The organism is Paraburkholderia sp. MM5477-R1, from assembly GCF_050436385.1.
GTDB lineage: Bacteria > Pseudomonadota > Gammaproteobacteria > Burkholderiales > Burkholderiaceae > Paraburkholderia > Paraburkholderia tuberum.
The window spans coordinates 888834-915355 of the sequence record NZ_JBNDMC010000010.1 but is presented as its reverse complement, the minus strand read 5'-3'; the positions used below and the strand labels follow the sequence as shown (position 1 = coordinate 915355).

Sequence of the window (26522 nt, the reverse complement as noted above, 5' to 3'; positions counted from 1 at the left end):
CCTTACGGGAACGGCTGTCTGCAATCGACGCCGCGTTCGTGAAGATCGTCGTCAATGTCCATGTTGCTGGCATGGCGCACGCGCTGCCGACCGTGTTGCGCGACGACCTGCCGCTAAGGACACGCTTTTACGATGCTGGGCCGGGGCGGACTCCGGCGGTACTGGCCGGCATCATCAGCGAGGCCGCTGCGCGCAACCAACTGATCGTCGACTGTCAGGAGCTGCCGGCCCAAGACCTGGTGAGCCTGTTGGAAGGTGCGCTGCAAACGCGCATCCTATTCGGAGTTGTGAAGCCGGCAACCGATAGGGAAATCAAGGAGCGGGCACGCCGCGGCACGGACGTATTCTTAGGAGCTTTTGGGAAAACGGGGAAAGCGCGAGCCGTCATGATGTCTCAAGAGGTTGCGCGGGGCCGCCGGCCTTGAGAACCGCCGCCTGCTCGATGCGCTCAACTTTCCGACAAAGGCAAGAGATGACCCATTGCGCCAGCCTTGTACCGCTGGAAGGCAGCATTGACCTGTGACTGGTCATTCATGATGAAAGAGCCGTGCGAGAAGAACCGCATCCCGCGTGGGTGATGAGTTCTGCGTATGACGGAAAGCGATCTGATGCACTGCTCTAGGTCGCTGCGGTCGCGGTGGCCGGTTCACTGGGATAACGGCGCAACGGACCACGGAACGCGTTGAGCGGACCGTGCGAGTGAAACCACGGTTTGTGCTTCGCAATATGGACAATCCGCACCAAGTAGGCGCGGTATTGATCGGCCAACAGAACGCACAAAACGTATTTGTGCAACCGAGGGACGCACACGGATCGTGAAAGCGGATTCTGTGGCAGGCCCAAAGCCGCGGCCGCGCCAGGCACGCGTGGAGAAAAGCCAATGTTCTTCGATGAGCTAAGCAATGACGAATGGGCGCTGCTGGCATCACTTGTCTCTGATGAGCCGGCCGTCCGTCTGAATCGACGCGGCCGGCCCCGCGCCGAACCGCGTATCGTCGCGAATGCCGTGCTGTGGATCCTGACCACCGGTGAAGCCTGGTCGAAGCTGCCAGGCCGCTATCCGTCGGGTCCCACGTGCCGGCGCCGGTTTGAAGAATGGCAACTGAACGGCACGCTGCTCGAGATGGTCCGACTGCTGTCGCAAACCGGGCGCACCTTCGCGTACGTCCCCCAACCAGCGCCGCCCGTCGCGGCCAAACCCGCGGCACCGGCAACGGAAACACCCAGCATGCGCAACGAGAATTTGCGTGGCGTGTCCTGGAAGAGTCCCGAGTCGTGGCAGGCGCCCGCTATGTCGAGTAGTCTGGGCAACTGGAGTTCGGCCGATCCGATCGCCGACATCACGCGCCAGCTGTCCGGTCTCTCGAATATACCGCCGGTGTATCGTGCACAAGCGGTGTCCACTGCTGCCGCGGCATCCGCAGCACGGTCCGTCATGCGTGCCGAGCGGCAGAGCATGGACGAAGCGGGCGCGGTGGGTGCAGCCATGCACGGGTTGAATTCCCCCATCGCGCCGGCACGCGGCACGCATGCGCCGGACGACCAGCGCAGCCCCCTGTCGATGAGTCTGGCGCCACGCGGCACGGACATCGCCGACCGGCGCGGCTATCTGATCTACGTCGCGGCCGAGCAGGTGCCCAACGCCATGTATCGCGCATGGGCGGAGATCATGAAGGACGGCAAACGCGTCGAGCGTTCCGGCCTCGTCGGTCCGCGCTTTGCGGATGCGGACGTGGCGAAGCAATACGCGCTCGGATGGGCACGGCAGTGGATCGACCGCGAATGCTGCACGCTGGCGGCAGCCGCCTCGGCTCATGCACCGGCTGATGTTTCTGTGAGCAACGCGCCCGCCACTCATGCGCCCGCGGCAGCCCGTCCGTTGCCCGCCCTGCGCCATGTGCCGGAGCGGCGCTGTCAGGTTAGTGGACAGGCGGCGGTAAAATGGGGCAATGAAGAAGACGAAATCGCTTTATCACGGCCACCGGTGGCGCTGTCACGTTGCTGACTCCATGACGAGATATCGGCACGGACAGTCGTGTCTCAGAACACGGTGGACGGAGCTTGGGCAATGCCAGTGAAGAGACGCCAGGCTTCAAATCGCGCGGCGAGCTGTTTGCAATAGAGCGAGGCGCGTAGCAGATGACGCTTGAGCGCGAAGTGCTGGCGGATCGGACCGAAGCACGACAGGAATGACTGCGTGCGTTCGGGCAAGCGAAACCCTCGCATCCGGAGCGCGCGTTCACGCGTGGGTTGATGGCTTCTATGAGCAGAAAGTTGTCAAGGCCATTTGCGAACTGGCTTACAAAGGATGGGTCAAGTCTCTTTCTCCTCGCTGCAAAGTGGTGACATGCTGGCGTATGGCGGCAAGCGCGAGTGATGGCGCTCGCCGCCATACAAGCCGCATTTTCGCGGCATAGTCCGGCGGATTCCCACCGCCCTCAACTTCAACCATGGCTACAGTCCAGTCAACGTCGTTAGCCTGAAGCCGCTTATCGCGCGCGTAAGACAGCAACGTCTCACCAACTTCTATCCGCTGGCGTATGGCCAGCCTCATCCTTTATGCGCGTTACGCCAGAACCTGTTCCGGGAGCATGCCCCATCTGTTTAATCGGTCGCGTTAGCAACCCGCCATCAACACGGGCATGTTCACTTCAAACTCCCTATCGACAGGGATCGTTCCACCCTTGATTGCGTTGTCGCGATACCTTTCGGGCTCAGACTGACTTCAGTTGTGCGCCTTCGGGTATCACGCCGTCCTGCAAGTAGCGCCACAGCGCGATCGCGAGGCGTCGTGCTACTGCGACGATCGCAATGCGCCGCACGCGGCGATTCGGTCCCGTGCCTTGCGTGCGCTGGTTGAACCACTGCATCAGTGCACTGCCAGGCTGGTAACGGATCCAGCACCACGCCATCTCAATCAGCAGTGCGCGCACGCGACGGTTGCCCTGCCTGCTGATCCCCTGGTCCACCTGGCTCTCGCCACTGTCGTAGGGTTGTGGAACCAGCCCTACGCAGGCCCCAACTTCGCGCCGGTTATGGAAGTCCCGCCAGAACAGCTCGAGCGCCAGACGCGAGCCACCCACCGGGCCAATGCCATTTAGCTGCGTCAGAAGATCGATCCTTTCGCGTGCGGGTGCGGGTGCGGGTGCGGGCAGGCCAGCGTGTTGCGTTTTCTCGAGTGCCGCGAGTTGCTGCACGGCCAGCGCCAGCCGTTCGCACTCGCGCAGCAGCCGCTCCTGCAGCTCGCGCGGCAGTGGCGCACCGTCGTGACACCGCACTTGGTCACGGGCGAGGCGGGCGGCGAAGGCCTTGTGGTCAACCTCATCCCAGCAGCCGAGCGTGACAAGCAGTTTGCGCATCCGGTCACGATGCTGTAGCACCTGCTTCTGCAGTTCCCCTCGGTCGCGCATCGGATGGCGGGACGCTTCGTCCTGCGGTGACGGCACGTGCACCACGTGCATGCGGTCGCGCTCGCCGCGCAGCCACGCGCGCAGGCTGATCACCAGCCTGATTGCATCAAGCCGGTCAGTCTTGGCACGCCGCTTGTGGCGCTAGACCGGAATGCTCGCTGGATCGACCACATGACACTCGATACCGCGTGCCCGTAGCGCCCGATAGATCCAGAACGCGTCCTGGCCGGCTTCATAACTCACAACAAGGTGCACGCCCGCGGTCAGCGACCACTTCAGCTTCTGTTGTTCGATCACTTCCAGCACGGCCTGTAGGCGCGCGGGGGCTTGCGGTTGCGCTACGGTGGGCTGTGTCACGTTCGTTGAGCCTTGGGCTAAGATGACGTCATAAAAAAGTCGAAATCGCTGTATCACGGTCATCGGTTTCCGGGATCGATCATCAGCCACGCCGTTCGCTGGTATTTTCGCTTTCTGCTTAGCCTTCGCGATATCGAGGAGCTGCTGTTCGAGCGCGGCGTGGTCGTTAGCTACGAATCGATCCGTCGGTGGATAGACAAGTTCGGCGCTGATTTCGCAAAACGTGTGAAGGCCGTTCGTCGCAAGCCGGGCAGTACGTGGCACCTCGACGAGATGTTTGTCACCCTGCGTGGCGAACCGTACCTGCTGTGGCGTGCAGTCGACGAGCACGGCGTCGAACTCGACGTTTTACTGCAAAAGCGGCGCGACGAGGCCGCCGCCATACGTTTCTTCAGGCGTGTGCTGCGCGCTAACCCGGTGCCACGCAAAATCGTCACCGATCAGTTACGTAGCTATCCTGCGGCGAAAGCGGACATCCCGGAACTGGTCAACGTAAAGCACGTGTTCGTCAAGGCTGCGGCCCGCGTCAACAATCGTGCAGAGAACAGCCATCAGCCCACGCGTGAACGCGAGCGGCGCATGCGAGGTTTTCGCGATCCAAAGCGCACCCAGGCTTTCCTGTCGAGCTTCGGTCCGATCCGGCAGCACTTCGCACTCAAGCGGCATCTGCTGCGCGCTTCTCTCTATCGCAAGCACCTCGCTGCGCGATTTGACTCATGGCGCCTTTTCACTGGCATCGCCCAAACTCCGTCTGCGGTCTTCTGAGCGACCCCTTCACCTGCTACCGCTTTGCCCAGGAATCGTCAACGTGACAGCGCCGGAGTTCGGCCTGGGCCACTTCGAAGGGCGCAGTTGGCGCGGGTTCCACCATCATGCGTCGCTCTGCATCGCGGCCTACGGCTTTCTGGTTACGCAGCGCCTGATTCAGGGCGCTGCTAAAAAAAACTTCGCCGTCGGCAGCTTCTCTACCTTACCCGACGACTACGTGCCGCGGGGCTCCCCAACGCGCCCAACGGCACGTGGCTGATTCGATTGCCAGCTTGCGCTGGCGTCTCGCGGCTTACATCGAACAACGCCTTCGACGATATCCGTTCTGCTCTTCATCAAAATATTTGTGACACAGTAAAATTAGCCCAAGGCTCAACGAACGTGACAGAGCCCACGACCGAACTACTCCACGTCGGCCTGCGTTGACGTCGTCTTCAAACTATACCTACGCGTCATGTCTTTTGGACCGACGGTGACCCGAGCCATACCGACGTATAGGTGCGGCAAACAACGGTGGGCGAAAGTGCAAACGCTCGCAGAATTGATTCGATACCGCCCGCCCGTCTACCTTGGCAATCATAGGCGCTGCTGCTTACAAGTGGACTTCCTTTGAAGGCACGACAGATCCACGCCCGCCTATCGGTGAGCGTTGGGCTGCAAGTCGTTCTGCACGTCGACAGGCTCAAATGCGTTACTTGTTGGACACACGTTTTCGTCTCCGTATGCCCGTCAAAGGTTAAGCCATGTTCAGCAAACGCACAGGTCATCGCGATTTTCCGCTACCAGCCGTCTCGTTCCTCGACTGCGTAACGAAGACATTGTTTCTCGCGTGCGTGTTTTCCTCGTCTGGCAAAAATGGTCGTGACATGCGCAACCACGGTCGTGTTTTTGAAGTGGCCGTACTGCCGCCCCGCGACTCATGCGCAGACAACGCCTTTTCGCAAACCTTCATTTCGAGGTGGCATGATGTCCAACTTTCTGCACAACTGGATCTACATCGGCGTGAACGCTTAAGACGAATACACCTTTGTCCCGTGGCTTAACCGGAACGTCTACCGGAGAACCGTCGACCTTTGCAGAGTTTGCATCCAATAGTAGTCCATATATTTCTATCAAACTTACCTCGACTGCGGCGAGATACTCAGCGCTATGAGCGCCGAGCACTTGCCGTGTCACGAGACCGCGCGCATGGTCGTCGTACCCTTTAACGCTGCCGTTGACTTCGCGCCGGCTCCGGGGTCCGAAGTGGGTCGGCTACGGCCTACCGCCCATCGGGCGGTAGTCGGCAACCCACTCCGGACGTTGAACCCGGCGTCATCTCTACGGCTGCTTTGAGGGGCGGATTCAACGGCCATCCACACATCCAAGTCGGCAGGCAAATCGCCGGGTTCCGGTGAATAGTGAAGGTGCCTCGGTTAGCTGGGGCCTCCGCGACCTCATCCTTCGATAATGCACAAGAAACAGACGCGCAAGGAAAAAATGGCCGCAGCGTCAAACCGCATAAGCACTTGTCTTGGCTCAACCACTGCTGCAGCCGTAACGACATTTTGAAAAAAAGGTAGCTTTCTCATGCTCAATCATTTCATTCGTGCGACGTTGCCGGTCACGCTCGTGTCATTGGGACTGCTGACCGTGGCGGTACGGGCACACGCTGAACTCGGCGGCAGCCCCATGCCGATGCCGAACGGGGCGACCGTCGGGACGATTGCACCGCCGGCAAGCGCCGCTTCGTCGGCCGCCGCGGCGAGCTACACCGTCAAGCAAACGACCTTGTGGTCCGGCACTGTCGTGCGCGAGTACATCGGCCCGGACGGCAAAGTGTTCGGGATTGCGTGGAGCGGCCCGCGTATGCCTGACCTTGCCACGTTGCTCGGCAGCTACCTTCCGCAGGTTACGAACGCCATTGAAACCCAGCGCGCGCAACGCGGTGGCGGCCGCGGACCAGCCACGGTCGACCAGTCGTCCGGGCTAGTTCTACATTCGGGCGGCCATATGGGTTTCTTCTCAGGTCAAGCGTATCTTCCCCAGGCGCTTCCGGCGGGAGTGGCCGGCAGCAATATCCAGTAAGCGAGCGACGACAAGCGGAGAACCATAGTGCAATCAAGCAATACTTTCGGGCGCACATTCAGCGTCTTTGCCCTTATAGTCGTCACGGCGTTGCTTGCGGGATGCGGGGGTGGCGGGGGCAGCAGCTCCAGTAGCGGCTCTAGCAGCAACTCACCGAGCGCTGCCAGCAATCAGGTCACCGTTACCGCCGCCCAAGGACTGGAGGGCGTCGCCAACATCCCGACGGTCAGCGTGACCGTCTGCGCGCCCGGCAGCACGAGCAACTGCCAGACCATCAACAACGTTCTGGTCGATACCATGTCGTACGGTCTTCGGCTCGTCAATACGGCAGCGTCCCAGGTTCTCGGCAGTCTTGCGGTCGAGACGGACAGCAGCGGCAATCAGATTGCTGAGTGCTCGCTTTTCGCAGACGGGTACATGTGGGGAACGGTGCGTACAGCCGACGTGAAGATCGGCGGCGAGACGGCAAGCGGCATTCCCATTACGATCGCTGGTGACATGCCTTCGTCAGCGCCTAGCAGCTGTACCGGCCGGTCGATAGGTGGCGCCGAGAACACCGCTAGTGCAATCGGCGCGAACGGAATCCTGGGCATCGGTGTGGCGCCCTACGACTGCGGCACCTTCTGCGTGGACTCCGCACGCGACAGCAACTATTACAGTTGCCCGAGCGGCTCCGATTGCACGCAAACCACGGTTGCGCTGGCGAACCAGGTGACCAATCCTGTCGCGAAATTTTCCACCGACAACAACGGCGTCGTTCTGGCGATGCCGTCGGTGGGCTCGACGGGGTCGTCATCGGTTTCCGGCACGCTCACGTTCGGCATCGGTACCGAGTCGAACAACACGTACTCCGCGTCCGAGAAGCTGACGACGGACTCGTACGGTGACGTGGACAGCACGATGGTTAACTCAAGCTACTCGGGATCCGCTTTCTTCGATTCGGGCTCGAACGCCTATTTCTTCGTCGACTCCTCACTGACGATCTGCTCGGACGATAGGTCCTTTTACTGCCCTTCGTCGAGCACGACCCGTAGCGTCGCAGTCTCGAGCTATTCCGGCACCAGCACCTCGTCCACGGTCACGATGACGATCGCCAACGCCGATACGCTCTATGGCAGCGGCAATTACGCGTTCAACGATCTCGCGGGTACAGGCGTCCCCGGCACCGTCGATATCGGCATGCCGTTCTTCTACGGCAGTACCGTCTATTTCGGCTACGACCAGACCCCGCTGGGCGGCACACAGACGCCGTACGTGGGCTTCTAGTAGCGGGTCTCACCAACTGCAAACCGCCGTATACGTGAAGCAACAGCATGCCGCCGAATTCTGCACACAAGTCATGGACCGTTTTGTAAAACTATCTTTTTCCAATAAATATAGGAGTGCATATTGGATATAGATTGAGCGAGTCCTTCAATTAGAGAAAGTCCTAATGAACCTTCGAGTCGTCTTTATGTCCGTGCCGCGGCACGTGCCGCACTTTCTGTGACCATTCGGATGGCGTTCGCGGGAGTCGTCGCGATTGATGTCTGCGCGGCCGTCGTCTCAGGTCGAGCCTTTGCGGGTCCGGTACCGTCATGTGGAGCTGTAGTGCCGTCAGCTGCATTGGCTTGGCCCGCGCCCGTGCCAGAAGACCTTCTGTCGCCGGTCTATATTGGGCCGCCACCGGCTGTGGTCGCGCATGCGGGGTCGAGCGACAGGTCAACACCGCGTGCGGTCACCGTCCGGTGCAGGGATGCGGGCGGGGCGGGTCGGGTGAAGCTCGAACCGTGCACGCCCGCAACAAACTGCCGCCCTGTAAACATCGATCAGCGGATTTGAACATGACTAACTATCCTTCTATCGGCGCAGAGTGCTCAAACGCGGACAACGCTTGCTGTGCGCGCTCGCTGTCGTCGTCGGCGCGTGCCTGCGCAATCCACCTGAGTTGGCGCAGTCGCCCGATAATAACGTGGGCATCGATGTGGCCGGTGCGCGCACCTACGGTGATCTATGCCGCTCCGCCTTGTTACTACCTGCCGTATTGAATAGATTTATGGAGTCGTCAGGTGGTTCGACACATATTTCCACAGCCTGGAAACCAGGGATGGGCCATTGTTCATCGGAATACGTTTTTGATTTTCTATCTTTAGGAAACTATATGAAACGTGGATTTTTGTGCTGGCTGCAATGTTTGCGGTATCGGTCGCGTCTGCGCAGAACAAACTGCAGCAAATGTTGGAAGAACGCTTTCCGCCGCCGACGTCAATCATGATGGCAAGCTCACGCGGGAGGAAGCGCAGGCAGGTATGCCGCCCCTTGCAGCCCATTTCGATGAGATCGACATTACGCATAAAGGGTACGTGACGCTCGAGCAGGTCGGGCAGTTCGCCGCACCAGGGGCCTTCGTGAAGCGGGACGCCGTTCAAAAAGTCCAGGATTCCGGAATTCTCAAGCGACTCGTTTTCAAGGACGGGTCGTCGCTCGACGTTCGATATGACGGGCCGTGCCGCGACCTCTATGAGGGGTGAATCGCGCTGGCGGAGCAGGAGGGATACCTTGTGCTCACGGCCGGGGATGGACAGGCGGCGCTTTCCGTTGTTGGTGTTCACAATTGCCGGGCGCGGACAAAAAATGGGAGAGGGGCGCTCACCGTCGAGCGAACGGTGAGCTTTTCCGGGAAGTGGCCGGGTATGTCAATCGACCTGCTGGCCACTGCCCATATAATTCTGCGACAAACGGGAAGAATGTCGGTCTGGCGTTAGGCCCCACTACGAATAACAGCGCAAGATGTTCACCGTGCCGTAGACGCGGACCGGGGAAAGGAAGGCCGCGCACCCGGCGTACAGTGACGAGATGAACCCGGTTTGGTTTGGCGTTGTACAGCATTCGACTGGCAGAACACGCTAAGGGTCGTCCTTCCTTCGAGTGTGATCAGCTCAATCGTGACGATCGCCTGGAATGAGCACAGGGATTGGCGCGACCATCGTCGGGAACGTCGCGCGGCGCTGTCACGTTGACGATTTCCTGGGCAAAGCGGTAGCAGGTGAAGGGGTCGCTCAGAAGACCGCAGACGGAGTTTGGGCGATGCCAGTGAAAAGGCGCCATGAGTCAAATCGCGCAGCGAGGTGCTTGCGATAGAGAGAAGCGCGCAGCAGATGCCGCTTGAGTGCGAAGTGCTGCCGGATCGGACCGAAGCTCGACAGGAAAGCCTGGATGCGCTTTGGATCGCGAAAACCTCGCATGCGCCGCTCGCGTTCACGCGTGGGCTGATGGCTGTTCTCTGCACGATTGTTGACGCGGGCCGCAGCCTTGACGAACACGTGCTTCACGTTGACCAGTTCCGGGATGTCGGCTTTCGCCGCAGGATAGCTACGTAACTGATCGGTGACGATTTTGCGTGGCACCGGGTTAGCGCGCAGCACACGCCTGAAGAAACGTATGGCGGCGGCCTCGTCGCGCCGCTTTTGCAGTAAGACGTCGAGTTCGACGCCGTGCTCGTCGACTGCACGCCACCGCAGGTACGGTTCGCCACGCAGGGTGACAAACATCTCGTCGAGGTGCCACGTACTACCCGGCTTGCGAAGAACGGCCTTCACACGTTTTGCGAAATCAGCGCCGAACTTGTCTATCACCGACGGATCGATTCGTAGCTAACGACATGACGTCATCTTAGCCCACGGCTCAACGAACGCGACAGAGCCCTCGAGCTCACTGAAAAATGAAGTCGTCTATCATCGCAAGTTCGTGACCCGCAAGCAGGCCCAGAAAGAAATCACGGAATACATCGAGATCTTCTATAACCGGCAGCGCACCCAGGAGCGTTTTGGACTATCTGTCGCCGGCCGCTTTCACGCAGCGATTCCATTTGAGTAAAATCGCTGCTTGACCCGTTGGCGTCCACGGATTCCGACCGACCTCAGTTTCACTTGCAGCCTTGTAAAGCGCCCCAGACAACGCCCTCATGCAACGGCCACAGCGTCGACTTCAGATGGTCGCGCGGGAACGAGGCGATATTCGCGGTACTTAGCCCCACGCTATCCACCGTGATGATTTGCTGCACGAGTCCTTGAAATCCAGCCCTGAAGTGATTTGCGCCTTTCAGGGCTATGATCTTTCTCCTACCTGCATCAATGCCGTGCAACGCAAATGGCTCCATGTCGTATATCTGCTCAGCGCGCGACGCGACAATGATGTCCACACCATTGATGACCAGGCGGCACATGGCACCCAGGTCGAAGCGGACGCCTTCGAACATCGAGCCTGGGCGGTTGACGAAACGGCCATCGGTAATCGCCTTCACATAAGCCTCCGCTTCGATCGGCGCTCCCTGGAATCTGCCTAGCTTTCCTCCCAGCGAAGCGCGCAGTGTCCCGCCAACGCCAACGGCGATCGCTTGCCGGACGACCTCTGCATCATTGATCGAAGCAAAACAGACCGTGTCGGGAGCCGGCGCCGCATCGAGCAAGGCGCGCAACAGATAGGTGCCATCGCCTGGCGTGCCTCCGCCGGGGTTATCGGCATACTCGTTGATCACGACAGGACCAGCGCTTGCCGCGAGGGCGCGCGCTACGCCCTCTTCCGGCGACGGGAATTGCGGACGAAAATCTTCGCGATGATCCCAGATCCATTGGGCGACCTGTTCTGCGCAGCGCACCGCCAGCGCCGGGTCCCCGTTGGTCGTGCAAATCACCGCCGGGCACGGCGATGCGATATCCGCATAGGGGAAGCCATGAAACCATGAGCAATCGATCACGCCTGGCAGCGCTTCGAGCTGCGCACACAGTGCGTTGACTCTGGCCGGCACGAAGCCCTCGTTAGTGGTGACGATATAAGGCAGCATCGGCAACGTACAGACATGCGTGGCCGGCTTCACTTCGCCCTTAATCATCTTGACCATGAGGTCGACGCACTCGACACCACGGTCATAAAAATCGGTGTGCGGATACAGAATGCAGGGCAGCGAAATATCGACGGCACGCTGCATTTGCTCGGTCATGTTGCCGTGAAGGTCGTAGGCTACCGCGATCGGTACATGCGGGCCGACCAAGGCGCGCACGGCAGCGGCCAAATCGCCCTCGATGTCCTCGATGCCATCGGCGACTCCCGCGCCATGCAAGGCAAGCAACACGCCATCAACCGGTAACGCTTGCTCGATGCCTGCGAGAATCGCCTGCTTCATGTGAGCGTAAGCGTTGGCTTCGATAGTACCCGACGGCGTGGCCTGCCCGAGGAACGTATGAATCAGGCCAGCGCCGTGCTTTTGGGCGCCTTCGATATAACCGCCGACTTGATGATTGGAGCCGGCAAAAATGCCTGGAATTTCGTCGCCATAGTATTGCTCGAACGAGGTCAAGGGCGTCTGGCCCGCGACCTCTGCGGCGTAGGTATTGGTTTCGTGGATGATGCCACCCATGGCGAAACGCATCGGTTTGTCGGTCGTCGACATAATCTTCTCCGGGGATATGTTTTGGGGAGCGCGCACTCAGCGACTGACCAACTTGCGATCGAAGCTCAGCGCCATCAATGCCCCGAACGTCAAGCAGCCGGCGACGATATAGATGGCCGGGTCGGTCGTGTGGAATTCGTCCTTGACCCAGCCGATCAGGTAGGGGCTCACGAATCCGCCGATATTGATGGCGGAGTTGATCACGCCGATGCTGGCCGCCGCAGCGGCGCCGCCGAGAAAGGCCGTCGGCACCGACCACATGATCGGCGAATAGCTGATGATGCCGGCCGCGGCGACTGACATGGTGATCACCGTAAGCACCACGCTGTGGCTTGTCCAGACACTGGCCGTGAGGCCTGCGGCGCCCAGCAGCAACACGATGGCCAAATGCCAGCGGCGCTCGCGCATGCGATCGGAGCTGCGCCCGAAGGTCACCATAGCGACCACGGCTACCAGGTAGGGAATAGCGCTGAGAAAACCGACCGTAGTGCTCGTGGTCACGCCCGATGCCTTGATGAGCGTGGGCAGATAAAAGCCCAGGACATAGAGGCCCATCATCGCCGGGAAACCTGTCAGGATAATTTTCCAGATGCGTCCGTCGGTGAAAACTTTGAGCAGCGGCATGTGCTCGCGCGTTTTCTCGTCCTTCCCGAGTTCATGGACGATCAACTGCTTTTCCTGCGGACTGAGCCAACGCGCGGAGCTGACCGAATTGTCGAGAATGAGCAGCGCGCCGATGGCCAAAGGAATCGTCGGCAGTGCCTCGAGACCAAACATCCATTGCCATCCCGAGTGGCCAGCGACATGATGAAACGTATCCATTAGCCAACCGGAAAGCGGATTTCCAATCAAGCCGGCAATCGGAATGCCCGCCTGAAAGCAAGCCGTCATCTTGGCGCGGCGATGGTTGGGAAACCAATAAGTCAGGTACAGAATCACGCTGGGGTAAAAACCGGCCTCGGCCACGCCCAACAGCAGACGGACGGTATAGAACTGCCACTGGGTGGTCACGAAAGCCATCAGCCCCGAAAGCAGGCCCCAGGTGATCATGATCCGCGCGATCCAGAGTTTCGCGCCAATACGATGCATGAGCAGATTGCTCGGCACTTCGAAAATCAGATACCCAAGGAAAAAGAGCCCTGCGCCAAGACCGTAGGCCGTCTCGCTGAACCGTAGATCAGTCAGCATATTCAGCTTGGCAATGCCGATATTGATGCGATCCAGAAAGGCGACCACATAACACAACATCAGGAAGGGAATGAACCTGAGCGCGACCTTGCGGTAAGTCGCCTCCTGAAAGGAGCTCGTGTGGACGGCCTCGTCGACAATAGTCGACCTGTCGATTGAGGTTTCAATCATGGAACTGAGTTTCCTTGGCAGTGCATCCCTGTGCGCTAACGCTGGATGCTGTTATGGACGGTTGGCGGCGATGCCCTGCAGGGGTCTCAGACGAGTTCATCCTGCGCCGCCAGCACCTGGCCTCTCGCTTGAAATTGCTCGTGCTCTTCGCGCGGCACCAGCGAACCGCCTGTTGTCCAGACGATATGAGTGGCGCTAGCCATGTGACGCTCCAGCCCGTGCTGGCGAAGATAGGCTTGGCCTTGGTCGCTGCGCGTCAGCCATCCCGGTCCGTCGAATCCGGCGGCGGCCGATGGCTCGAGCAGCACGCCTTCGGTTTGCGCCACGCGATGGAGATGGACATACAGTTGCGCGTCCGTGACGGTAAACACGCCCGAGAGCTGAGAGCGCATCAGCGAACTCACCAGATGCGACGCCTGGCCGACGGCGAGGCCATCGGCTTCCGTGCGATTGTCCAGACCAATGTCATAGACCGACGTGGGCCCGGACTCGCCCGCCGCCAATTGCACCAACATGCACGGCGACGCCACGGGTTCGGCGAAAAAGCAGTGTACGTGTTCAAAAAAAAGTGCTTTGAGGCCGAAGGTGATGCCGCCGGGCGCGCCACCGACGCCGCATGGAATGTAGACAAACAAAGGATGCGTAGCATCTACGGGACGATTCAATGCGGCCAGTTGGCTCGCCAGCCGCCTCGCGGCGACTGCATAGCCCAGAAACAGCATCAGGGAATTCTCGTCGTCGACGAAATAGCCTTTGGGGTCAGCGAGCGATTGCGCTCGCCCGGCCGCCACCGCTTGCGCGTAGTCGCCCGTGTGCTCGACGACCTGAACGCCACAATTTCTCAAACGATCCTTCTTCCAGCTCTTGGCCTCCGTCGACATATGCACCACCGATCGAAATCCCAAGGCGGCAGCCATGACGCCGATGCTCATGCCCAGATTGCCGGTGCTGCCGACGCTCACGGTGTATTGAGCAAACAACTCACGGGCTGCGGCGCCCGCGAGTGCTCGCCGGTCGCCATCATGGGCGAGCACGCTGTATTCGAGCGCCAGCTTTTCCGCGAACGCCAGTACTTCGTGAAAGCCTCCACGCGCTTTGACCGACCCGGCGATGGGCAGGGCATGATCGCTTTTGATAAACCACGCAGCGTCAGGCTCAGTAGCGTTTCCCATCACCTGCTGGAGTCGTTCGACACGCATCAGCGGCGATTCGATCAGGCCCGCGCTACTTTGCAATTCGGGAAAGAGATGCGCCATCAGGCCCGCGCAACGTTCTAAGCGGGCATCTGCCTCGTCGATATCGGCGGCACCCGGTGGACCTTCAGGCAACGCATTTCCTAATGCGGCATTGAGCCACAGTAAAGGAGTGCGGTTCTGTAGTCTGGCTAATAGATCGGGGGCAATTGCAGGAACGGTGGGAATCACGAGGGGTACCTATGCTTGTTTTACATGCGGCGAATATAGGGCATGGGCGCCGGCCAAAAAAGCTATAATTTCTATTCGATGCATTAGTCTGGCTAATACATATGCCCCTCGATTCCTCACTGCTGGGCGGCTTGCGCTGCTTCGAAGTGGCAGCTCGCCTGCTCAGTTTTACGAAGGCGGCGGCTGAGCTGAGCTTGACGCAGGGGGCGGTTAGTCAGCACATTCGACATCTCGAAGACCGGCTGGGTTACCCACTGTTCACGCGCCAGCACCGCTCGCTTGCCCTGACGCAGAAAGGTGCGACGTTGTTCGAATGCACGAGAAACGCGTTTCTCAGCATCGAGACAACGATCAATCATCTTGGGCGATCCAATGCGCCCTTACAGATCAATTGCTCGCCCTCATTTGCATTGCAGTGGTTGATGCCGCGTCTGGTCGAGTTTCATCGCCTGCACGCGGACATACCGGTGCGCGTGAAGGCTGAATTTCAAACGCTGGATCGACAGGCCATGTTGGCCGATGACATCGACGTAGCGATTCGCTTTGATCCCGGGCAATACGAAACGATCCGCGCGATACCGATACTCGACGAATATCTGCTGCCGGTGGCAACACCGCAATATTTGGCGGAGCACCCTGAGTTTGCCGCGGGCCGATCGCTCAAGGGGATCGAACTATTGCATGACTTCTCGCCATGGGATGGAGCGCCTGAGTTCATCGAATGGCGCACCTGGTTGGAGACCGCTCGGCCCGAATGGCTCGCAGCGGTGGCGGGGCCGCAATTCAATCTGGCGAGCCTGGCGATTAGCGCGGCCTTGAGTCATCAAGGCGTCGCCGTGGCGCGCACTGCGCTCGTCTACGAAGAGCTCGAGCACGGCCGCCTCATCAACATCTTTAGCCGCCTCGTGCCTGCGCCGGCCCGCTACATGCTGCTCACCGAGCGGGAGGACGATGCGCGGGTGGCCGCATTTTCGAACTGGCTGATGGATGAATGCAACCGCTTTAGCGACGCACGAGCCAAGCTGCTGCTGTGACTAACATAATCCGAAGCGTGCTGCCGTCGACCGAAGAGGTGGCCCCGGAAATTTGGATGCCCGCGCATGGGCGTATGCGCCGAAACTACGGTTAGACGTCAAGATGCAGAGCAAGGTGCAGACCGATACGCGCTACGTGATGAGTTCGCTGCCGGCCGATGCCGCACATCCTGTGCGTCAGTCGCACTCAATGGGCGGTTGAAAATGGCCGGCACTGGTACCTGGATGTCACTTTCAATGAGGAAGCCAGCCAGCTCCGGCAACGCAACGCCGCGCTGAATCCCTCCTTCCTGCGCCGGCTCGCCATCAATCTGATCCGCACCGATTCCTCACGCGCGCTCGGCCTGCCAATGAAGCGTAAAGCCGCCGCCTGGCATCCCGACTATCATGCACAGGTCTTGAATCTGCAGAAAATTTGATGCTCCGGCCCAAATGAACTGTCACCGACCGCGCAAGGGGCAGAATGGCTCATTCGCCCAACGATTTACCAGTCGCCGCCGCTTCGTCGATTGTTGGCGTCCGCTTTTCAGGGCTGAACGCAGTTTTCGACGTTGGGGGCCAAGCACTCATCTAACTCGCGTGGCAACCCTATAGCTCCGGACGTAGCCCACTTTGCTGAAACGCCACCGATGGTCTGTCGCTCTTCGTTTCTGGCGGCTTTCCCGTCGTCGCCCTGCGCTAGCAGAATTAATGGACACGCTAGCGCTTCCATGAACACTATTAGCGCCAAGTGCGGACGGCAACAATTACCGGCCACGGGGATCTCCTGGCCAGGCAGCTAAAGCTTGCCGAAGCGGTTGTCGAGTATCGTGAGGGAACCAGGCTCGCGCCCAAAGTAGCTGTCACCCACGGGAATCTGAGTGTCGCTTTGTCAATGGAGGGAAATACATCTGATGCCATTGCAGAATACGAGGAAGCATCCGGCTTGATCCGACACAAGCACCCTTGCGGCATCTTGGTGGGCCAAAAAAATTGGCCTACCAATCGGTGCATTAGTGAGCCTATGCAGTAAATACCGCCGTCCGGGTAGAACTATTCACGAGCATCGGATTGCCGGAGCCCTCCTCGTAGATGAGCCTAGTTTGACTGCATGACCCGATACGCGTCCCCCTCGCGCTTCTTCGGCGGCACGATCATTTCGATTTTGCCGACGAGGAAGATATACGAAAGGATGCCCAGAACCGCGACGATCGAGACGTACCACATCGCATAGTGGAAGTTATGCGTGCGCTGTAGGATCATGCCGAAAACGATGGGCGTGGTAATGCCGGACAGATTGCCGAACAGATTCAGGAAGCCGCCCATCGTACCGATGAAATTGCGAGGAATGACGTCCGTAAATACCACCCAGCCGAGATTCGCGACGTTGTTTCCAAAAAAAGCCAGCGAAAGGATTCCAATCGCGATGACGGGCTGGTTCTCGAAAAAATTGACTATGGCGATCATGGCCGTCAACACGAGGCCAACGATCACCGGCAGCTTGCGCGCGAACGTGACCGATTTACCTTTTTTCAGAAGGCTGTCACTGAGGAAGCCGCCCGCCAGCATGCCGACCATGGCCATGAGATAGGGAATGGATGCGCCCAGTCCCGCTTTGGAAAGCGTGAGATTCAATGCCTTTTCGAGGTAGACGATGAACCATGTCATGAAGAAGATCAGCGTCGAGTTATAGGCGAACTGCGTGATGAACAGGCCCCAGACAGTCTTGTTCTTGAGGAAGTAAAGGATGTCGTCTTTCTCGACCACGGTGCTGACCGTGGATTGATCCTGAGATCCGTAGCCACCGCCGGCCTTGATAAGGTCGAGCTCTGCCTGAGCGGTTTTCCTGCTGTCCTTGGGGTCACGATAAACGATCAACCAGTAGACCCCAAAGACGATCCCCACCCCACCCGTTGCATAGAACACCGCTTGCCAGCCATAACGGGTCGTCAAAAAAGTCAGGACGGGCGTGAACAATGCGAGACCGATGTATTGTGAACTGATATAGGTCGCCGTCGCGCGCGCGCGTTCGTTCTTCGGAAACCAGTTCGCGACGATTTTCGTATTCGAGAGGTACGACGGTGCTTCAGCGAGGCCAATCAGGGCGCGGCAGACCAGCAGCACCGCAAATGAGACGCCCAGGGTCGCGAAAAAATGATGTGAAGCAAAGCCCATCGCGAATGTACACGTGCTCCAGATGACGATGGCACTGCCGTATAGAACCCTCGATCCGATTCGATCAAGGAGATACCCGACAGGAAGCTGGGCGGCCGCATACGTCCATGTGAACATCGAAAAGAGCAGGCCGAGCTGGGTCGGCGAAAGGCTGAATTCCCCCTGAATCCTGCTGCCCGCGATCGAGAGGTTCGCCCGATCCATGTAGTTGATGGCCGTGACTACAAACAGTAAAAAGACAATGAAATATCGGGTTTTTGTTGTTTTCATGATTTTGCATTCAAGTAGCCGTCTGGATGACCGTCCAAACATGCATTGGCCGCCGGCACACCGGCGACTCGTCGTCCTGCTCAGAGTGGGAGTTTTACAACCGCATTGCTCTGCGTGCTGCGATAGATGGCTGTGAACAGCTCCACGGTCTTCCGGCCGTCGAGTCCGTCGATCAATGGCTTCGTGCCGTTGCTGACGGCAGTCAGGAAATCATCTATTTGCTGCTCGTGATAGAAGTACAGCGAATCCGCGGAATTGAAATACTCCGCATCCGCTTTTCTCCACTCGGCGAGCATTTCTTCTTCGCCTTTGATCGTCCAGATATCGTTGTAAGGCGGTTCGCTGATGGTCGACACGCCGGCGATGAACATCGCGCCGCCGTCCGTCTGCACGCCGACCGACGCGCCGTTATCTCCGTGAATATGGACCTTCCCGTACAAAGCAGGATTCTGCGCGTTGCTGACCAGAATGTTGGCGATTGCGCCGCTTTTGAACTTGATGATGGCCGCCGCAGTGTCTTCAACCTCGATGTAGTCGTGGTTGACGTTCTTCCACACGCCGTAGACCTCGTCCATATCGCCCAGATACCAGAGCAGCAGATCGAGCTGATGAGGTGCCTGGTTCACGAGCACGCCACCTCCTTCGCCAGCCCACGAGCCGCGCCAGGGATCGCTTTCGTAATACTGGCGGTCGCGCCATCCGAGCATGACGACGTTGCCGATGGCAGGGCGGCCGATCTTGCCCGCATCGATGGCCCGCTTGATGCGCATCGCGGACGGATAAAAGCGCCGCTGGCACACGACGCCGACCGTACGCCCGTGTTCTTCGGCGCACGAAAGGATGGCATCGCAGTCTTCAAGCGAAGAAGCGAGGGGCTTCTCTATAAGAACGTGACAGCCGCTTTTCAAGGCGGCGATCGCAACGGGAGCGTGCTGAGGATGTGGAGTGCAGATGCATACGACGTCGACCTGCGCGGCTTCCACCATCTCTTCGACGTTATCGAACGCATCCACGCCGTATTGATTGCCGAAGGCCTTTGCTCGATCGAGAGAGGTGCTGCATACCGCGACGAAATCTGAGTCCTCGAGATTCGAGAGCGCCCGGGCATGGAAATGACCGACCTTTCCACAGCCGACGATGGCCGTTCTGAGTTTTTTCATGGTAATTCGGTGTTACGTCGTTAATTTGAAGGCGAGCAAGACGCTGCTGCCGCCGCTTCGGTGGCAGCGCACGGTGTCGATCGCGGATTGCGTGACGCCGGGCGCGAAAGGGCGTCCATCGGCTTCATCGCGCAGCAGGCTCATTACGGCGCGCCACGCTCAAGTCAAGTCGCTCCGAGCGCAAGCGACTTCACGATGGAACGACTGCGATCCTCACAAGGTGGACATCTGCGGATGACGGGCAATCTTGCAGGGCGGCCGGCAGTCGATGTCGGCCGCATCACACCCTACGCCTTGAGATGGGGTCCCAGCAGCGACAGGTCCGCAACTGAAAGACGATCATGCGCGGTCCGCGCCTGATGCCAGTACGGGTACAGCAGGGGCGGCGCGCTCACCTTGTCGAGCCGCTCGCTCTGTTCGGCGCTCAGCCTGAGATTCGCCGCGCCGAGGTTGTCGAGGAGCTGCTTCTCGTTGCGCCCGCCGATGATGACCGACGTAACGGCGGGGCGCCCGAGCGTCCATGCGAGCGCGACCTGCGCGGCCGAGACATTCAGTTCGCTGGCGATCTCGACAAGCGTGTCGACAATCGACCACAGCCGTTCGGCGTCGCGGATCGGCGGCTCCGTCCAGCCGGCGAGCGGGCTCCAGACGAGAATGCCCGGGCCCTGATCGAGCGCGATCGGCGCGAGTTCGTATTCCGCTTCGCGTGCTTCGAGCGTGTAATGGATCTGCTGGCTCACGAAACGTGGCAGGCGATCGCGTTCGCTCACATGCAACGCCTTCATCAGGTGCCAGCCTGAGTAGTTCGAGCAGCCGACATACCGGACCTTGCCATGCCGGACAAGCAGGTCGAGCGCTTCAAACGTTTCTTCGAGCGGTGTGAGTCCGTCCCATTCGTGCACCTGGTAGAGGTCGATCACATCGGTCTTGAGACGGCGCAGGCTCGCCTCGCAGGCTTCTATCAAGTGATGTCGCGACAGACCACGGTCGTTCGGGCCCTCACCCATGGGAAAGCGCGCTTTCGTCGCAATCAGCACCCCGCCCTTGCGCTTGCCGCCGAGCGCCTGGCCGACGATCTCCTCCGACGCGCCGTTCGAATAGACGTCCGCCGTATCGATCAGGTTGACGCCCGCGTCGATGCACATGTCGATCTGCCGGCGCGCCTCGTCGAGACCCACCTCGCCGACGCTCGCGAATTTGCCTTTGCCGCCCATCGTCATCGTGCCTAGCGTGACGGTCGACGCCTTGAGGCCCGAACGGCCCAGTTGACGGTAGTCCATGATGAAGCAATCTCCATGTATGTTGCGAGGACTCACAACTGCGTGCGTCGCTAAAGCTGATTGCGCCCGCGTTTCGTGCTTGGCGTTCTCGACGTCCTCAGACGTCGGACGATAGCGGAGATTGAATTACCATTCCAATAGAAAGATGTGATCCAATTGTGCGGTTTTCGTGATTAATCGTCTCTGCAGAAAGAGTGCCAACGTGGGTTTGAAGCAACTGGAACACTTCGTGGCGGTTGCGGAAGAGCGGCATTTCACGCGCGCGGCGCGGCGCCTCAACCTCGTGCAGTCCGGCTTGTCTGCATCGATCCGCTCGCTGGAAGAGGACCTGGGCAGACCGTTGTTCAATCGCAGCACAAGGCGAGTCGCCTTGACGCCTGCCGGCGAAGTGCTGTTTGCAGAGGCGCAGCGGGTCCTGGCTGCCGCTCGCGACGCGCGGCATGCCGTGACGCAGGTTCACGGGCTCGCACGCGGCCGGCTGAGTATCGGTGCGATTCACGGGCTCGCGCCTTTCGTCGACCTGCCCGCTTCGTTAGGACAGTTTCGGGCCGCGTTCGGTGGGATCGACATCGAATTGACACTGGACGGCTCGCGCGCGCTGATTGACGAGGTGAGGGAAGGGCGCCTCGACCTCGCGTTCACACAGCCACCGGGTACGCCGCTCGACAACCTCGGATCGCACATGTTCGCATGCGAAGGAATGGTCGTCGTATGCGCGACGCATCATCGGCTTGCGGGCGCCAGCGGGCTGGCGCTGGCCGATCTCGTCGACGAAACATTCGCCGACCTGCGCCCGGAGTGGAGCGTGCGGCGGCTCGTCGATCGGAGTTTTGCGGCGGCAGGACTGCAGCGCCAGACCAGCTTCGAGGTCAACGACATGCCGATGTTGCTTGAACTGGCCGCGCACGGGCTTGCGATCAGCATGGTGCCCGGATCGGTGGCCGCCGCAAGGGGCAACACGCGCGGGGCGCCGGTCGCGACGGCGAGCCTGCGCGAAGCCGATGAGCCCTGCTGGGAACTCGCGGCGGTTTTCAGGGGAAACGCCGGAGAACCGCTCATACCCGTCGCCCGTGCTTTCCTGGACTTGCTCAAATTGCCCGAGGTGGCGAACTGACGCTTGACTGGCACCGCGCGGTACCGCGCATGCTTCGGACCACTCATCAGCGGGAGCGCCGTCGGTCACGCAAAAAAGTTCATGCTAGGATCGCCGACTCACTGTTCCAACGGATCGGGATCGCAGTCGCTGGTTGGCGTCGCGATTCCGGCACGCATCAACGAGGATTCTGATGACTCATTCTGCCCTGACCCCCGGCGCCGTCGCCGTGATCACCGGCGCCGCCGCCGGCATCGGCCTGGCTGCTGCCAAACGCTTTGCGCAGCTTGGGCTGCGCATCTGCATTGCCGACCTCGGCGCCGACCGCCTCGCGCGGGCGGTGGAGGAAATCGCCGCGCTGAGCGCAAACGGTATGCAAGACGTCTTCGCGGTTGAGACCGACGTCAGTGTCGCCGACGATGTTCGCCGCCTCCACGCAACCGTCGTCGAACGCTTCGGCGGAACAGATGTATTGATGAACAATGCCGGCATTCAGCCCGGCAGCGGCATGTTCGGTCCAACCGCGAACTGGGAGCGCGTGCTGGGTGTCAACCTGTGGGGCGTGATCCACGGCACGCAGGTCTTCGTGCCGGGCATGATCAAGCGCGGCCGTCCGGGGCTCGTGATCAATACCGGTTCAAAGCAAGGCATCACGACGCCGCCGGGCGACCCCGCATACAACGTTGCGAAGGCCGGTCTGAAAGCGTTCACCGAAGCGCTGCAGCACGAACTGCGCAATACCGCCGACGGCCGGATCAGCGCTCATCTGCTGATTCCCGGCTTCGTGTTCACGGAACTCACACGGAACGGCCGTGTGGAAAAGCCCGCCGCCGCATGGACGCCCGAGCAGACCGTCGATTTCATGTTCGAGCGTCTCGACGCCGGCGACTTCTACATACTGTGTCCCGATAACGACGTGCCGCGTTCGCTCGACGAACGGCGCATTCTATGGGCGGCGGGCGATATCGTCGAGAACCGGCCCGCGTTGTCGCGCTGGCATCCGGACTACGCCACTGCATTCGAAGCGTTCGTCAAGCAGCCCCGCTGACTCAAGGGCCAGCACCATGTGGCAGCAAAGCGAAACCTATCCCGATCCCGCAGTGGAAGTGCTCGATCCGCGCTTCCTCAAATACCGGATCACGAGCGCGGCGGTCGAGCGGCTTGCGACCGGCATGCGCTTCGGCGAAGGACCGGTGTGGTTCGGCGACGGCCGCTTCCTGCTGTGGAGCGACATTCCGAACAACCGCATCATGCGGTGGGACGAGGAATCCGGCGCGACTTCGATATTTCGCAAGCCCTCCGGGTACGCGAACGGCAATACACGGGACCGCCAGGGGCGGCTCATCACCTGCGAGCACGGCAACCGGCGCGTGACGCGCACCGAGTACAACGGCACGCTGACCGTGTTGCTCGACCGCTTCGACGGCAAGCGGCTGAACTCGCCAAACGACGTGGTTGTGAAGAGCGACGACAGCATCTGGTTTACCGATCCGCCGTTCGGCATCTCTAACAACTATGAGGGTGTCAAGGCTGAGCCCGAGCTGCCGACCAACGTCTACCGTCTCGACCCGGCCACCGGCCGGGCGGAGGTGGTCGCCGGCGACATCGTCAATCCGAACGGCATCTGCTTCTCGCCCGACGAACGTCGCCTCTACATCGTCGAATCGGGCTCAAAGCCAAGGCGCATCCGTGTGTACGATGTCGAGGACGGTCGGCGCCTCGTGCACGGACGCATATTCGTCGATGCGGGCGAGAACGGCGCGCCAGATGGTTTCCGTTGCGACACGGACGGTAACCTGTGGGCCGGTTGGGGCACCGGCCCGGGACTGAACGGTGTGATGGTATTCGCGCCGGACGGCAGCGCGATTGGCCGCATCGGCCTGCCCGAACGCTGCGCGAACGTCTGCTTCGGCGGCGCAGCGCACAACCGGCTGTTCATGGCGGCCGGGCAGTCACTCTACGCGCTATACGTCGATACGGCTGCGGCGGTCGCAACCTGAGCGCGCCGGCGGATTACGTCCGCGCCCGGTCGGCGGTGCCACCGCGCACGGGGCGGTGATGATGCGGATTCGTGCGAGTCAGGACGTGCGCTGGCGCTCGCTGAACGGAATGCCGCCTCTTGACTTGGAGTCTGCTGGAGATTCGACGATCTGCACGACAACCTGTTCAGCGAGGACACCGAGGCTGTCAACCACAGCTTTGGTAATCCCCGTCATCAGCGCTTTCTTTTGCTCGGGTGAGCGCCCTGCTACTGCGTAAACAACGACTTCCGGCATGACGTACTCCAGTGGATTGGCAAGGAACTGCAGGCGCAATCATAGCGTCACTGGGCGGCGTGTGCTCAAGCCTCTGCAATAGAAACGCTGCTTGAATGCTAATGGCCTTCTTTCACGAAATTTCTTCGTGCAGGTGGTGTTGATTCAACTTGCTCCGGCCGACCTGATCAGCATGACAGGCTCACGCGGCGTTCGTAAGTCGGTCGGCCCTGGGGCCGAATTGGCGGGCGATCGATTGCAGCCTGTCGCCCATTCCGAGACGCCGAAGACGTCATGCACGTTTTGCAGGCAGCTCAGCAGGCTGACCGTCTGCGGGGGCTCTGTCACGTTACTGACTCCATGACGAGATATCGGCAAGGACAGTCGTGTCTCAGAACATGGTGGACGGAGCTTGGGCAATGCCGGTGAAGAGACGTCACTCTTCAAATCGCGCGGCGAGCTGTTTGCGACAGAGCGAGGCGCGTAGCAGATGACGCTTGAGCGCGAAGTGCTTTCTGAGGGCGGCGCAGCGCGGTCCGTGAACAATCCGCGAAGATCCTACGGGACAGCGTCCTGACGCGGGCTCCCGACCATAGAGCGCGGCAGGTTCACCGTGCGGGCGGCGAAGTCGACGAAGTGCAACGGGGCAAGAACCGCAACAAGTCGAAGATTCGCGCCCGGGTGGAACATGTCTTCGCCGTCGTGAAGCGACTGTGGGGATTTACGAAGGTGCGCTATCGCGGGCTGGCAAAGAATGCCAACCGGGCGTTCGTCGCGCTCGCACTGGCGAACGTCTGCCTGGCGCGCAAGAAACTGATGCCACCGGTACGCCCATAGTGGGCGAAAGGCGGGCAACCCGCCCGCCCAACAAGCCCGCGAGGGCCGAAAAGCAATGGCTCAAGCTCGGCCTCATGACTTGGCGACGTTCAAATTGCTGACACGCTGCCGAATTCGCGGCTTGTTCAGCGTAGCCTTAAGCGGCATCTGTTGCGCGCTTCTCTCTATCGCAAGCACCTCGCCGCACGATTTGACTCATGGCGGCTTTTCACTGGCATCGCCCAAACTTCGTCTGCGGCCCTCTGAGCGATCCCTTCACCTGCCATCGCTTTGCCCAGGAATCGTCAACGTGACAGCGCCTGAGAGAGGGATCGGCGAATCATCATCTGCTCGAAAGCGTCCACGATGCGTTGTACGTGACCGTTCTTGTGTTTCAGCGGACCGTCGTCGCGTTCGTAATGCACCAGCATCGTTGCATTGGCTTCGAAGACGAACACGCGGCCGTCCGGCAAGATCGTGAAGTCGATGCCGGCATAATCGAGCGCGAGCCGTTCGCCGATGTTCGCGATGGCACGTAAAGCGCGGTCGCCGATCGCGCCACGCGGATCGGCGAGAAACCGGCGCTCTTCATCGAGCTTCCACGCCTGCGCCTCCATATCCGCCGAGAAGTAGTGGACCATCCAGTGTGGCGAGATCGCGAGGTGATACGCGAACGGCTCGCCGTCGATAAAGATCATCCGGTACTTGCGATAAAACCCATCCGCGTCGCGAGTATCGTGGAACGCGCTCAGGTAATGCGCGCCGTCCATTACGCGTAAATGAGCGTTAAGTGTGTCGGGGTCGTCGCAGCGCACGAGGCCATCGCCGCCATGCGAGGCGACCGGCCGCAACAACAGTGGAAACGTCAGCCCGTTATCGGCGACGCGGCGCGCGAGCGGTTCTTCGGCGCCAGTCGGTGCGATGCCGAGCACGCAATGCGCGCTTACCACGTCGGTCAGGCCACGCAGCAATTCGGGCAGCCAATGCCGCCGCGTGCGCGCCACTACGGCCGAGCGGTTGAGCACGGGCCGCGATGAGCGCGACTCGAACCGAGCGAGGCGCTTGGCAATCGGCTCCGCGATGTCCGGATCGCCGATCGCGTTGAACACGATGTCGAATGGCGGAAGATTAGCGTCTTCTTCGTCGAGGGCGTGATCGATTGCGTATTTAATGCGGCAATTGACCGTACCGGGCAGCAACGCTGCGAACGGCACGTTGCCGGTGCCGCTGCCGCTACAAAGAATCAACACGCGGCGCGTCTCGCCGCCCGTCTGTTCGATGAACACGCGCTGAGACTTGTACGCGCGCTCGCGGCATGCCGCGGCCTCGTGTTCGTCGTCCTGTTCGGCGTGGATCGCCGCCAGGTTCAACCAGGCGACGGCGGTATCGGGATCGATATCGAGCACGAGACGATACCAATGCGCAGCGGCCTCGTAGTCGCCTTTCATGAAATAGGCGGTGGCGACGTCACACACATTGCGCGTTTGTGCGACGGACGGTTGCGCGGCGAAAGCGTCGAGCATTCGAGCGGCGATCAGATTTGCGAGCGCGGCGAGTTCGTCGCCCGCCGTGCGACAGACGTCGGCCTGCCTACGGTAGAACTCTGGATTGAGCCCGCCCGGCGCGCGGGGTTCTTCGATGGACATG

The 26522-nt window shown here is 60.3% G+C and carries 20 protein-coding genes and 8 pseudogenes; 14 read left to right on the top strand and 14 right to left on the bottom strand.

Translation table 11 applies throughout. The annotated features are described in order from the left end of the window. Window positions 1–38: 38 nt before the first annotated feature. The gene (locus tag OKW35_RS48030) at window positions 39–425 is read left to right on the top strand and encodes a TetR/AcrR family transcriptional regulator C-terminal domain-containing protein (RefSeq protein ID WP_429555786.1); all 387 of its coding nucleotides are present in this window, start codon (window positions 39–41) and stop codon (window positions 423–425) included. Between the two features lie 455 nt (window positions 426–880). Then, on the top strand, window positions 881–2005 hold the full coding sequence (locus tag OKW35_RS48025) for a transposase (protein ID WP_429555785.1): 1125 nt from the start codon (window positions 881–883) through the stop codon (window positions 2003–2005). A gap of 35 nt (window positions 2006–2040) precedes the next feature. Here the strand turns inward: OKW35_RS48025 and OKW35_RS48020 are convergent. After that, window positions 2041–2268, bottom strand: a pseudogene (locus tag OKW35_RS48020) (IS6 family transposase); the annotation flags it as partial. A 446-nt stretch (window positions 2269–2714) separates the two neighbouring features. Beyond that, window positions 2715–3755: pseudogene (locus OKW35_RS48015) on the bottom strand (IS110 family transposase); the annotation flags it as partial. Window positions 3756–3797: 42 nt separating this feature from the next. Here OKW35_RS48015 and OKW35_RS48010 point away from each other — a divergent pair. The 4 genes and pseudogenes from OKW35_RS48010 (at window position 3798) to OKW35_RS47995 (ending at window position 7868) form a co-directional block, all read left to right on the top strand. Next, window positions 3798–4532: an IS6 family transposase gene (locus tag OKW35_RS48010; RefSeq protein WP_429555888.1), complete on the top strand. Its 735-nt coding sequence runs from the start codon at window positions 3798–3800 to the stop codon at window positions 4530–4532. A 55-nt stretch (window positions 4533–4587) separates the two neighbouring features. Further along, a pseudogene (locus OKW35_RS48005) lies at window positions 4588–4794 on the top strand (IS701 family transposase); the annotation flags it as partial. Window positions 4795–6104: 1310 nt separating this feature from the next. Continuing rightward, on the top strand, window positions 6105–6602 hold the full coding sequence (locus tag OKW35_RS48000) for a DUF2844 domain-containing protein (protein WP_429555784.1): 498 nt from the start codon (window positions 6105–6107) through the stop codon (window positions 6600–6602). 27 nt (window positions 6603–6629) lie between these two features. Next, window positions 6630–7868, top strand: coding sequence for a DUF3443 family protein (locus OKW35_RS47995; protein ID WP_429555783.1), 1239 nt, complete (start codon window positions 6630–6632; stop codon window positions 7866–7868). 767 nt (window positions 7869–8635) lie between these two features. Here the strand turns inward: OKW35_RS47995 and OKW35_RS47990 are convergent. Both OKW35_RS47990 and OKW35_RS47985 read right to left on the bottom strand, forming a co-directional pair. Then, a complete protein-coding gene (locus OKW35_RS47990) occupies window positions 8636–9193 on the bottom strand; it encodes a hypothetical protein (RefSeq protein ID WP_429555782.1) in 558 nt (185 codons plus the stop codon). Between the two features lie 447 nt (window positions 9194–9640). Beyond that, a pseudogene (locus OKW35_RS47985) lies at window positions 9641–10242 on the bottom strand (IS6 family transposase); the annotation flags it as partial. Window positions 10243–10292: 50 nt separating this feature from the next. On the opposite strand from OKW35_RS47985, the pseudogene OKW35_RS47980 reads away from it, so the two are divergent. Further along, window positions 10293–10470, top strand: a pseudogene (locus OKW35_RS47980) (IS3 family transposase); the annotation flags it as partial. A 36-nt stretch (window positions 10471–10506) separates the two neighbouring features. On the opposite strand, the gene OKW35_RS47975 reads toward OKW35_RS47980, so the two are convergent. The 3 genes from OKW35_RS47975 to OKW35_RS47965 form a co-directional block, all read right to left on the bottom strand. Next, window positions 10507–12030: a M81 family metallopeptidase gene (locus OKW35_RS47975; RefSeq protein ID WP_429555781.1), complete on the bottom strand. Its 1524-nt coding sequence runs from the start codon at window positions 12028–12030 to the stop codon at window positions 10507–10509. 36 nt (window positions 12031–12066) lie between these two features. Continuing rightward, a complete protein-coding gene (locus OKW35_RS47970; protein WP_018420995.1) occupies window positions 12067–13389 on the bottom strand; it encodes an MFS transporter in 1323 nt (440 codons plus the stop codon). An 86-nt stretch (window positions 13390–13475) separates the two neighbouring features. Beyond that, entirely contained in the window at window positions 13476–14810 is a 1335-nt protein-coding gene (locus tag OKW35_RS47965) for a D-serine ammonia-lyase (RefSeq protein ID WP_429555887.1), read from the bottom strand. A gap of 98 nt (window positions 14811–14908) precedes the next feature. Here OKW35_RS47965 and OKW35_RS47960 point away from each other — a divergent pair, with 98 nt between their 5' ends. Then, entirely contained in the window at window positions 14909–15847 is a 939-nt protein-coding gene (locus OKW35_RS47960; protein WP_429555886.1) for a LysR substrate-binding domain-containing protein, read from the top strand. A 158-nt stretch (window positions 15848–16005) separates the two neighbouring features. After that, a complete protein-coding gene (locus tag OKW35_RS47955; RefSeq protein ID WP_429555780.1) occupies window positions 16006–16266 on the top strand; it encodes a transposase in 261 nt (86 codons plus the stop codon). 658 nt (window positions 16267–16924) lie between these two features. Here the strand turns inward: OKW35_RS47955 and OKW35_RS47950 are convergent. The 4 genes from OKW35_RS47950 to OKW35_RS47935 form a co-directional block, all read right to left on the bottom strand. Further along, window positions 16925–18271, bottom strand: a complete 1347-nt coding sequence (locus tag OKW35_RS47950) for an MFS transporter (protein WP_429555779.1) — start codon at window positions 18269–18271, stop codon at window positions 16925–16927. Window positions 18272–18351: 80 nt separating this feature from the next. Beyond that, window positions 18352–19431, bottom strand: coding sequence for a Gfo/Idh/MocA family protein (locus OKW35_RS47945; protein WP_429555778.1), 1080 nt, complete (start codon window positions 19429–19431; stop codon window positions 18352–18354). A 12-nt stretch (window positions 19432–19443) separates the two neighbouring features. Beyond that, window positions 19444–19575, bottom strand: coding sequence for a hypothetical protein (locus OKW35_RS47940; protein WP_429555777.1), 132 nt, complete (start codon window positions 19573–19575; stop codon window positions 19444–19446). A 143-nt stretch (window positions 19576–19718) separates the two neighbouring features. After that, window positions 19719–20711, bottom strand: a complete 993-nt coding sequence (locus tag OKW35_RS47935; protein WP_429555776.1) for an aldo/keto reductase — start codon at window positions 20709–20711, stop codon at window positions 19719–19721. A 202-nt stretch (window positions 20712–20913) separates the two neighbouring features. Here OKW35_RS47935 and OKW35_RS47930 point away from each other — a divergent pair, with 202 nt between their 5' ends. The 3 genes from OKW35_RS47930 (at window position 20914) to OKW35_RS47920 (ending at window position 23804) form a co-directional block, all read left to right on the top strand. Next, window positions 20914–21825 (top strand): LysR family transcriptional regulator, encoded by a 912-nt coding sequence (locus tag OKW35_RS47930; protein ID WP_429555775.1) that lies wholly within the window; start codon window positions 20914–20916, stop codon window positions 21823–21825. Between the two features lie 172 nt (window positions 21826–21997). Continuing rightward, on the top strand, window positions 21998–22852 hold the full coding sequence (locus OKW35_RS47925; RefSeq protein WP_429555774.1) for an SDR family NAD(P)-dependent oxidoreductase: 855 nt from the start codon (window positions 21998–22000) through the stop codon (window positions 22850–22852). A 16-nt stretch (window positions 22853–22868) separates the two neighbouring features. Continuing rightward, complete coding sequence (locus tag OKW35_RS47920; protein WP_429555773.1) at window positions 22869–23804, top strand: SMP-30/gluconolactonase/LRE family protein; 936 nt, start codon at window positions 22869–22871, stop codon at window positions 23802–23804. A gap of 78 nt (window positions 23805–23882) precedes the next feature. Here OKW35_RS47920 and OKW35_RS47915 read toward each other — a convergent pair whose 3' ends face one another. Both OKW35_RS47915 and OKW35_RS47910 read right to left on the bottom strand, forming a co-directional pair. Further along, window positions 23883–24080, bottom strand: coding sequence for a tautomerase family protein (locus OKW35_RS47915; protein WP_184068834.1), 198 nt, complete (start codon window positions 24078–24080; stop codon window positions 23883–23885). 415 nt (window positions 24081–24495) lie between these two features. Continuing rightward, window positions 24496–24579: pseudogene (locus OKW35_RS47910) on the bottom strand (IS6 family transposase); the annotation flags it as partial. A gap of 8 nt (window positions 24580–24587) precedes the next feature. Here OKW35_RS47910 and OKW35_RS47905 point away from each other — a divergent pair. Beyond that, a pseudogene (locus OKW35_RS47905) lies at window positions 24588–24896 on the top strand (transposase); the annotation flags it as partial. A gap of 132 nt (window positions 24897–25028) precedes the next feature. Next, a pseudogene (locus OKW35_RS47900) lies at window positions 25029–25142 on the top strand (IS6 family transposase); the annotation flags it as partial. A 38-nt stretch (window positions 25143–25180) separates the two neighbouring features. Here OKW35_RS47900 and OKW35_RS47895 read toward each other — a convergent pair. After that, window positions 25181–26521, bottom strand: a complete 1341-nt coding sequence (locus tag OKW35_RS47895; protein WP_429555772.1) for a tetratricopeptide repeat protein — start codon at window positions 26519–26521, stop codon at window positions 25181–25183. Between the last annotated feature and the right edge of the window lies 1 nt (window position 26522).

Excerpts from the sequence above, each read along its gene's own strand:
- OKW35_RS48025 (WP_429555785.1), top strand. The coding sequence starts at position 881 with ATGTTCTTCGATGAGCTAAGCAATGACGAATGGGCGCTGCTGGCATCA.
- OKW35_RS48000 (WP_429555784.1), top strand. The coding sequence starts at position 6,105 with ATGCTCAATCATTTCATTCGTGCGACGTTGCCGGTCACGCTCGTGTCA.
- OKW35_RS47975 (WP_429555781.1), bottom strand. The coding sequence starts at position 12,030 with ATGTCGACGACCGACAAACCGATGCGTTTCGCCATGGGTGGCATCATC.
- OKW35_RS47970 (WP_018420995.1), bottom strand. The coding sequence starts at position 13,389 with ATGATTGAAACCTCAATCGACAGGTCGACTATTGTCGACGAGGCCGTC.
- OKW35_RS47955 (WP_429555780.1), top strand. The coding sequence starts at position 16,006 with ATGCCGCACATCCTGTGCGTCAGTCGCACTCAATGGGCGGTTGAAAAT.
- OKW35_RS47950 (WP_429555779.1), bottom strand. The coding sequence starts at position 18,271 with ATGAAAACAACAAAAACCCGATATTTCATTGTCTTTTTACTGTTTGTA.
- OKW35_RS47945 (WP_429555778.1), bottom strand. The coding sequence starts at position 19,431 with ATGAAAAAACTCAGAACGGCCATCGTCGGCTGTGGAAAGGTCGGTCAT.
- OKW35_RS47940 (WP_429555777.1), bottom strand. The coding sequence starts at position 19,575 with ATGAGCCTGCTGCGCGATGAAGCCGATGGACGCCCTTTCGCGCCCGGC.
- OKW35_RS47935 (WP_429555776.1), bottom strand. The coding sequence starts at position 20,711 with ATGGACTACCGTCAACTGGGCCGTTCGGGCCTCAAGGCGTCGACCGTC.
- OKW35_RS47925 (WP_429555774.1), top strand. The coding sequence starts at position 21,998 with ATGACTCATTCTGCCCTGACCCCCGGCGCCGTCGCCGTGATCACCGGC.
- OKW35_RS47920 (WP_429555773.1), top strand. The coding sequence starts at position 22,869 with ATGTGGCAGCAAAGCGAAACCTATCCCGATCCCGCAGTGGAAGTGCTC.
- OKW35_RS47915 (WP_184068834.1), bottom strand. The coding sequence starts at position 24,080 with ATGCCGGAAGTCGTTGTTTACGCAGTAGCAGGGCGCTCACCCGAGCAA.
- OKW35_RS47895 (WP_429555772.1), bottom strand. The coding sequence starts at position 26,521 with ATGTCCATCGAAGAACCCCGCGCGCCGGGCGGGCTCAATCCAGAGTTC.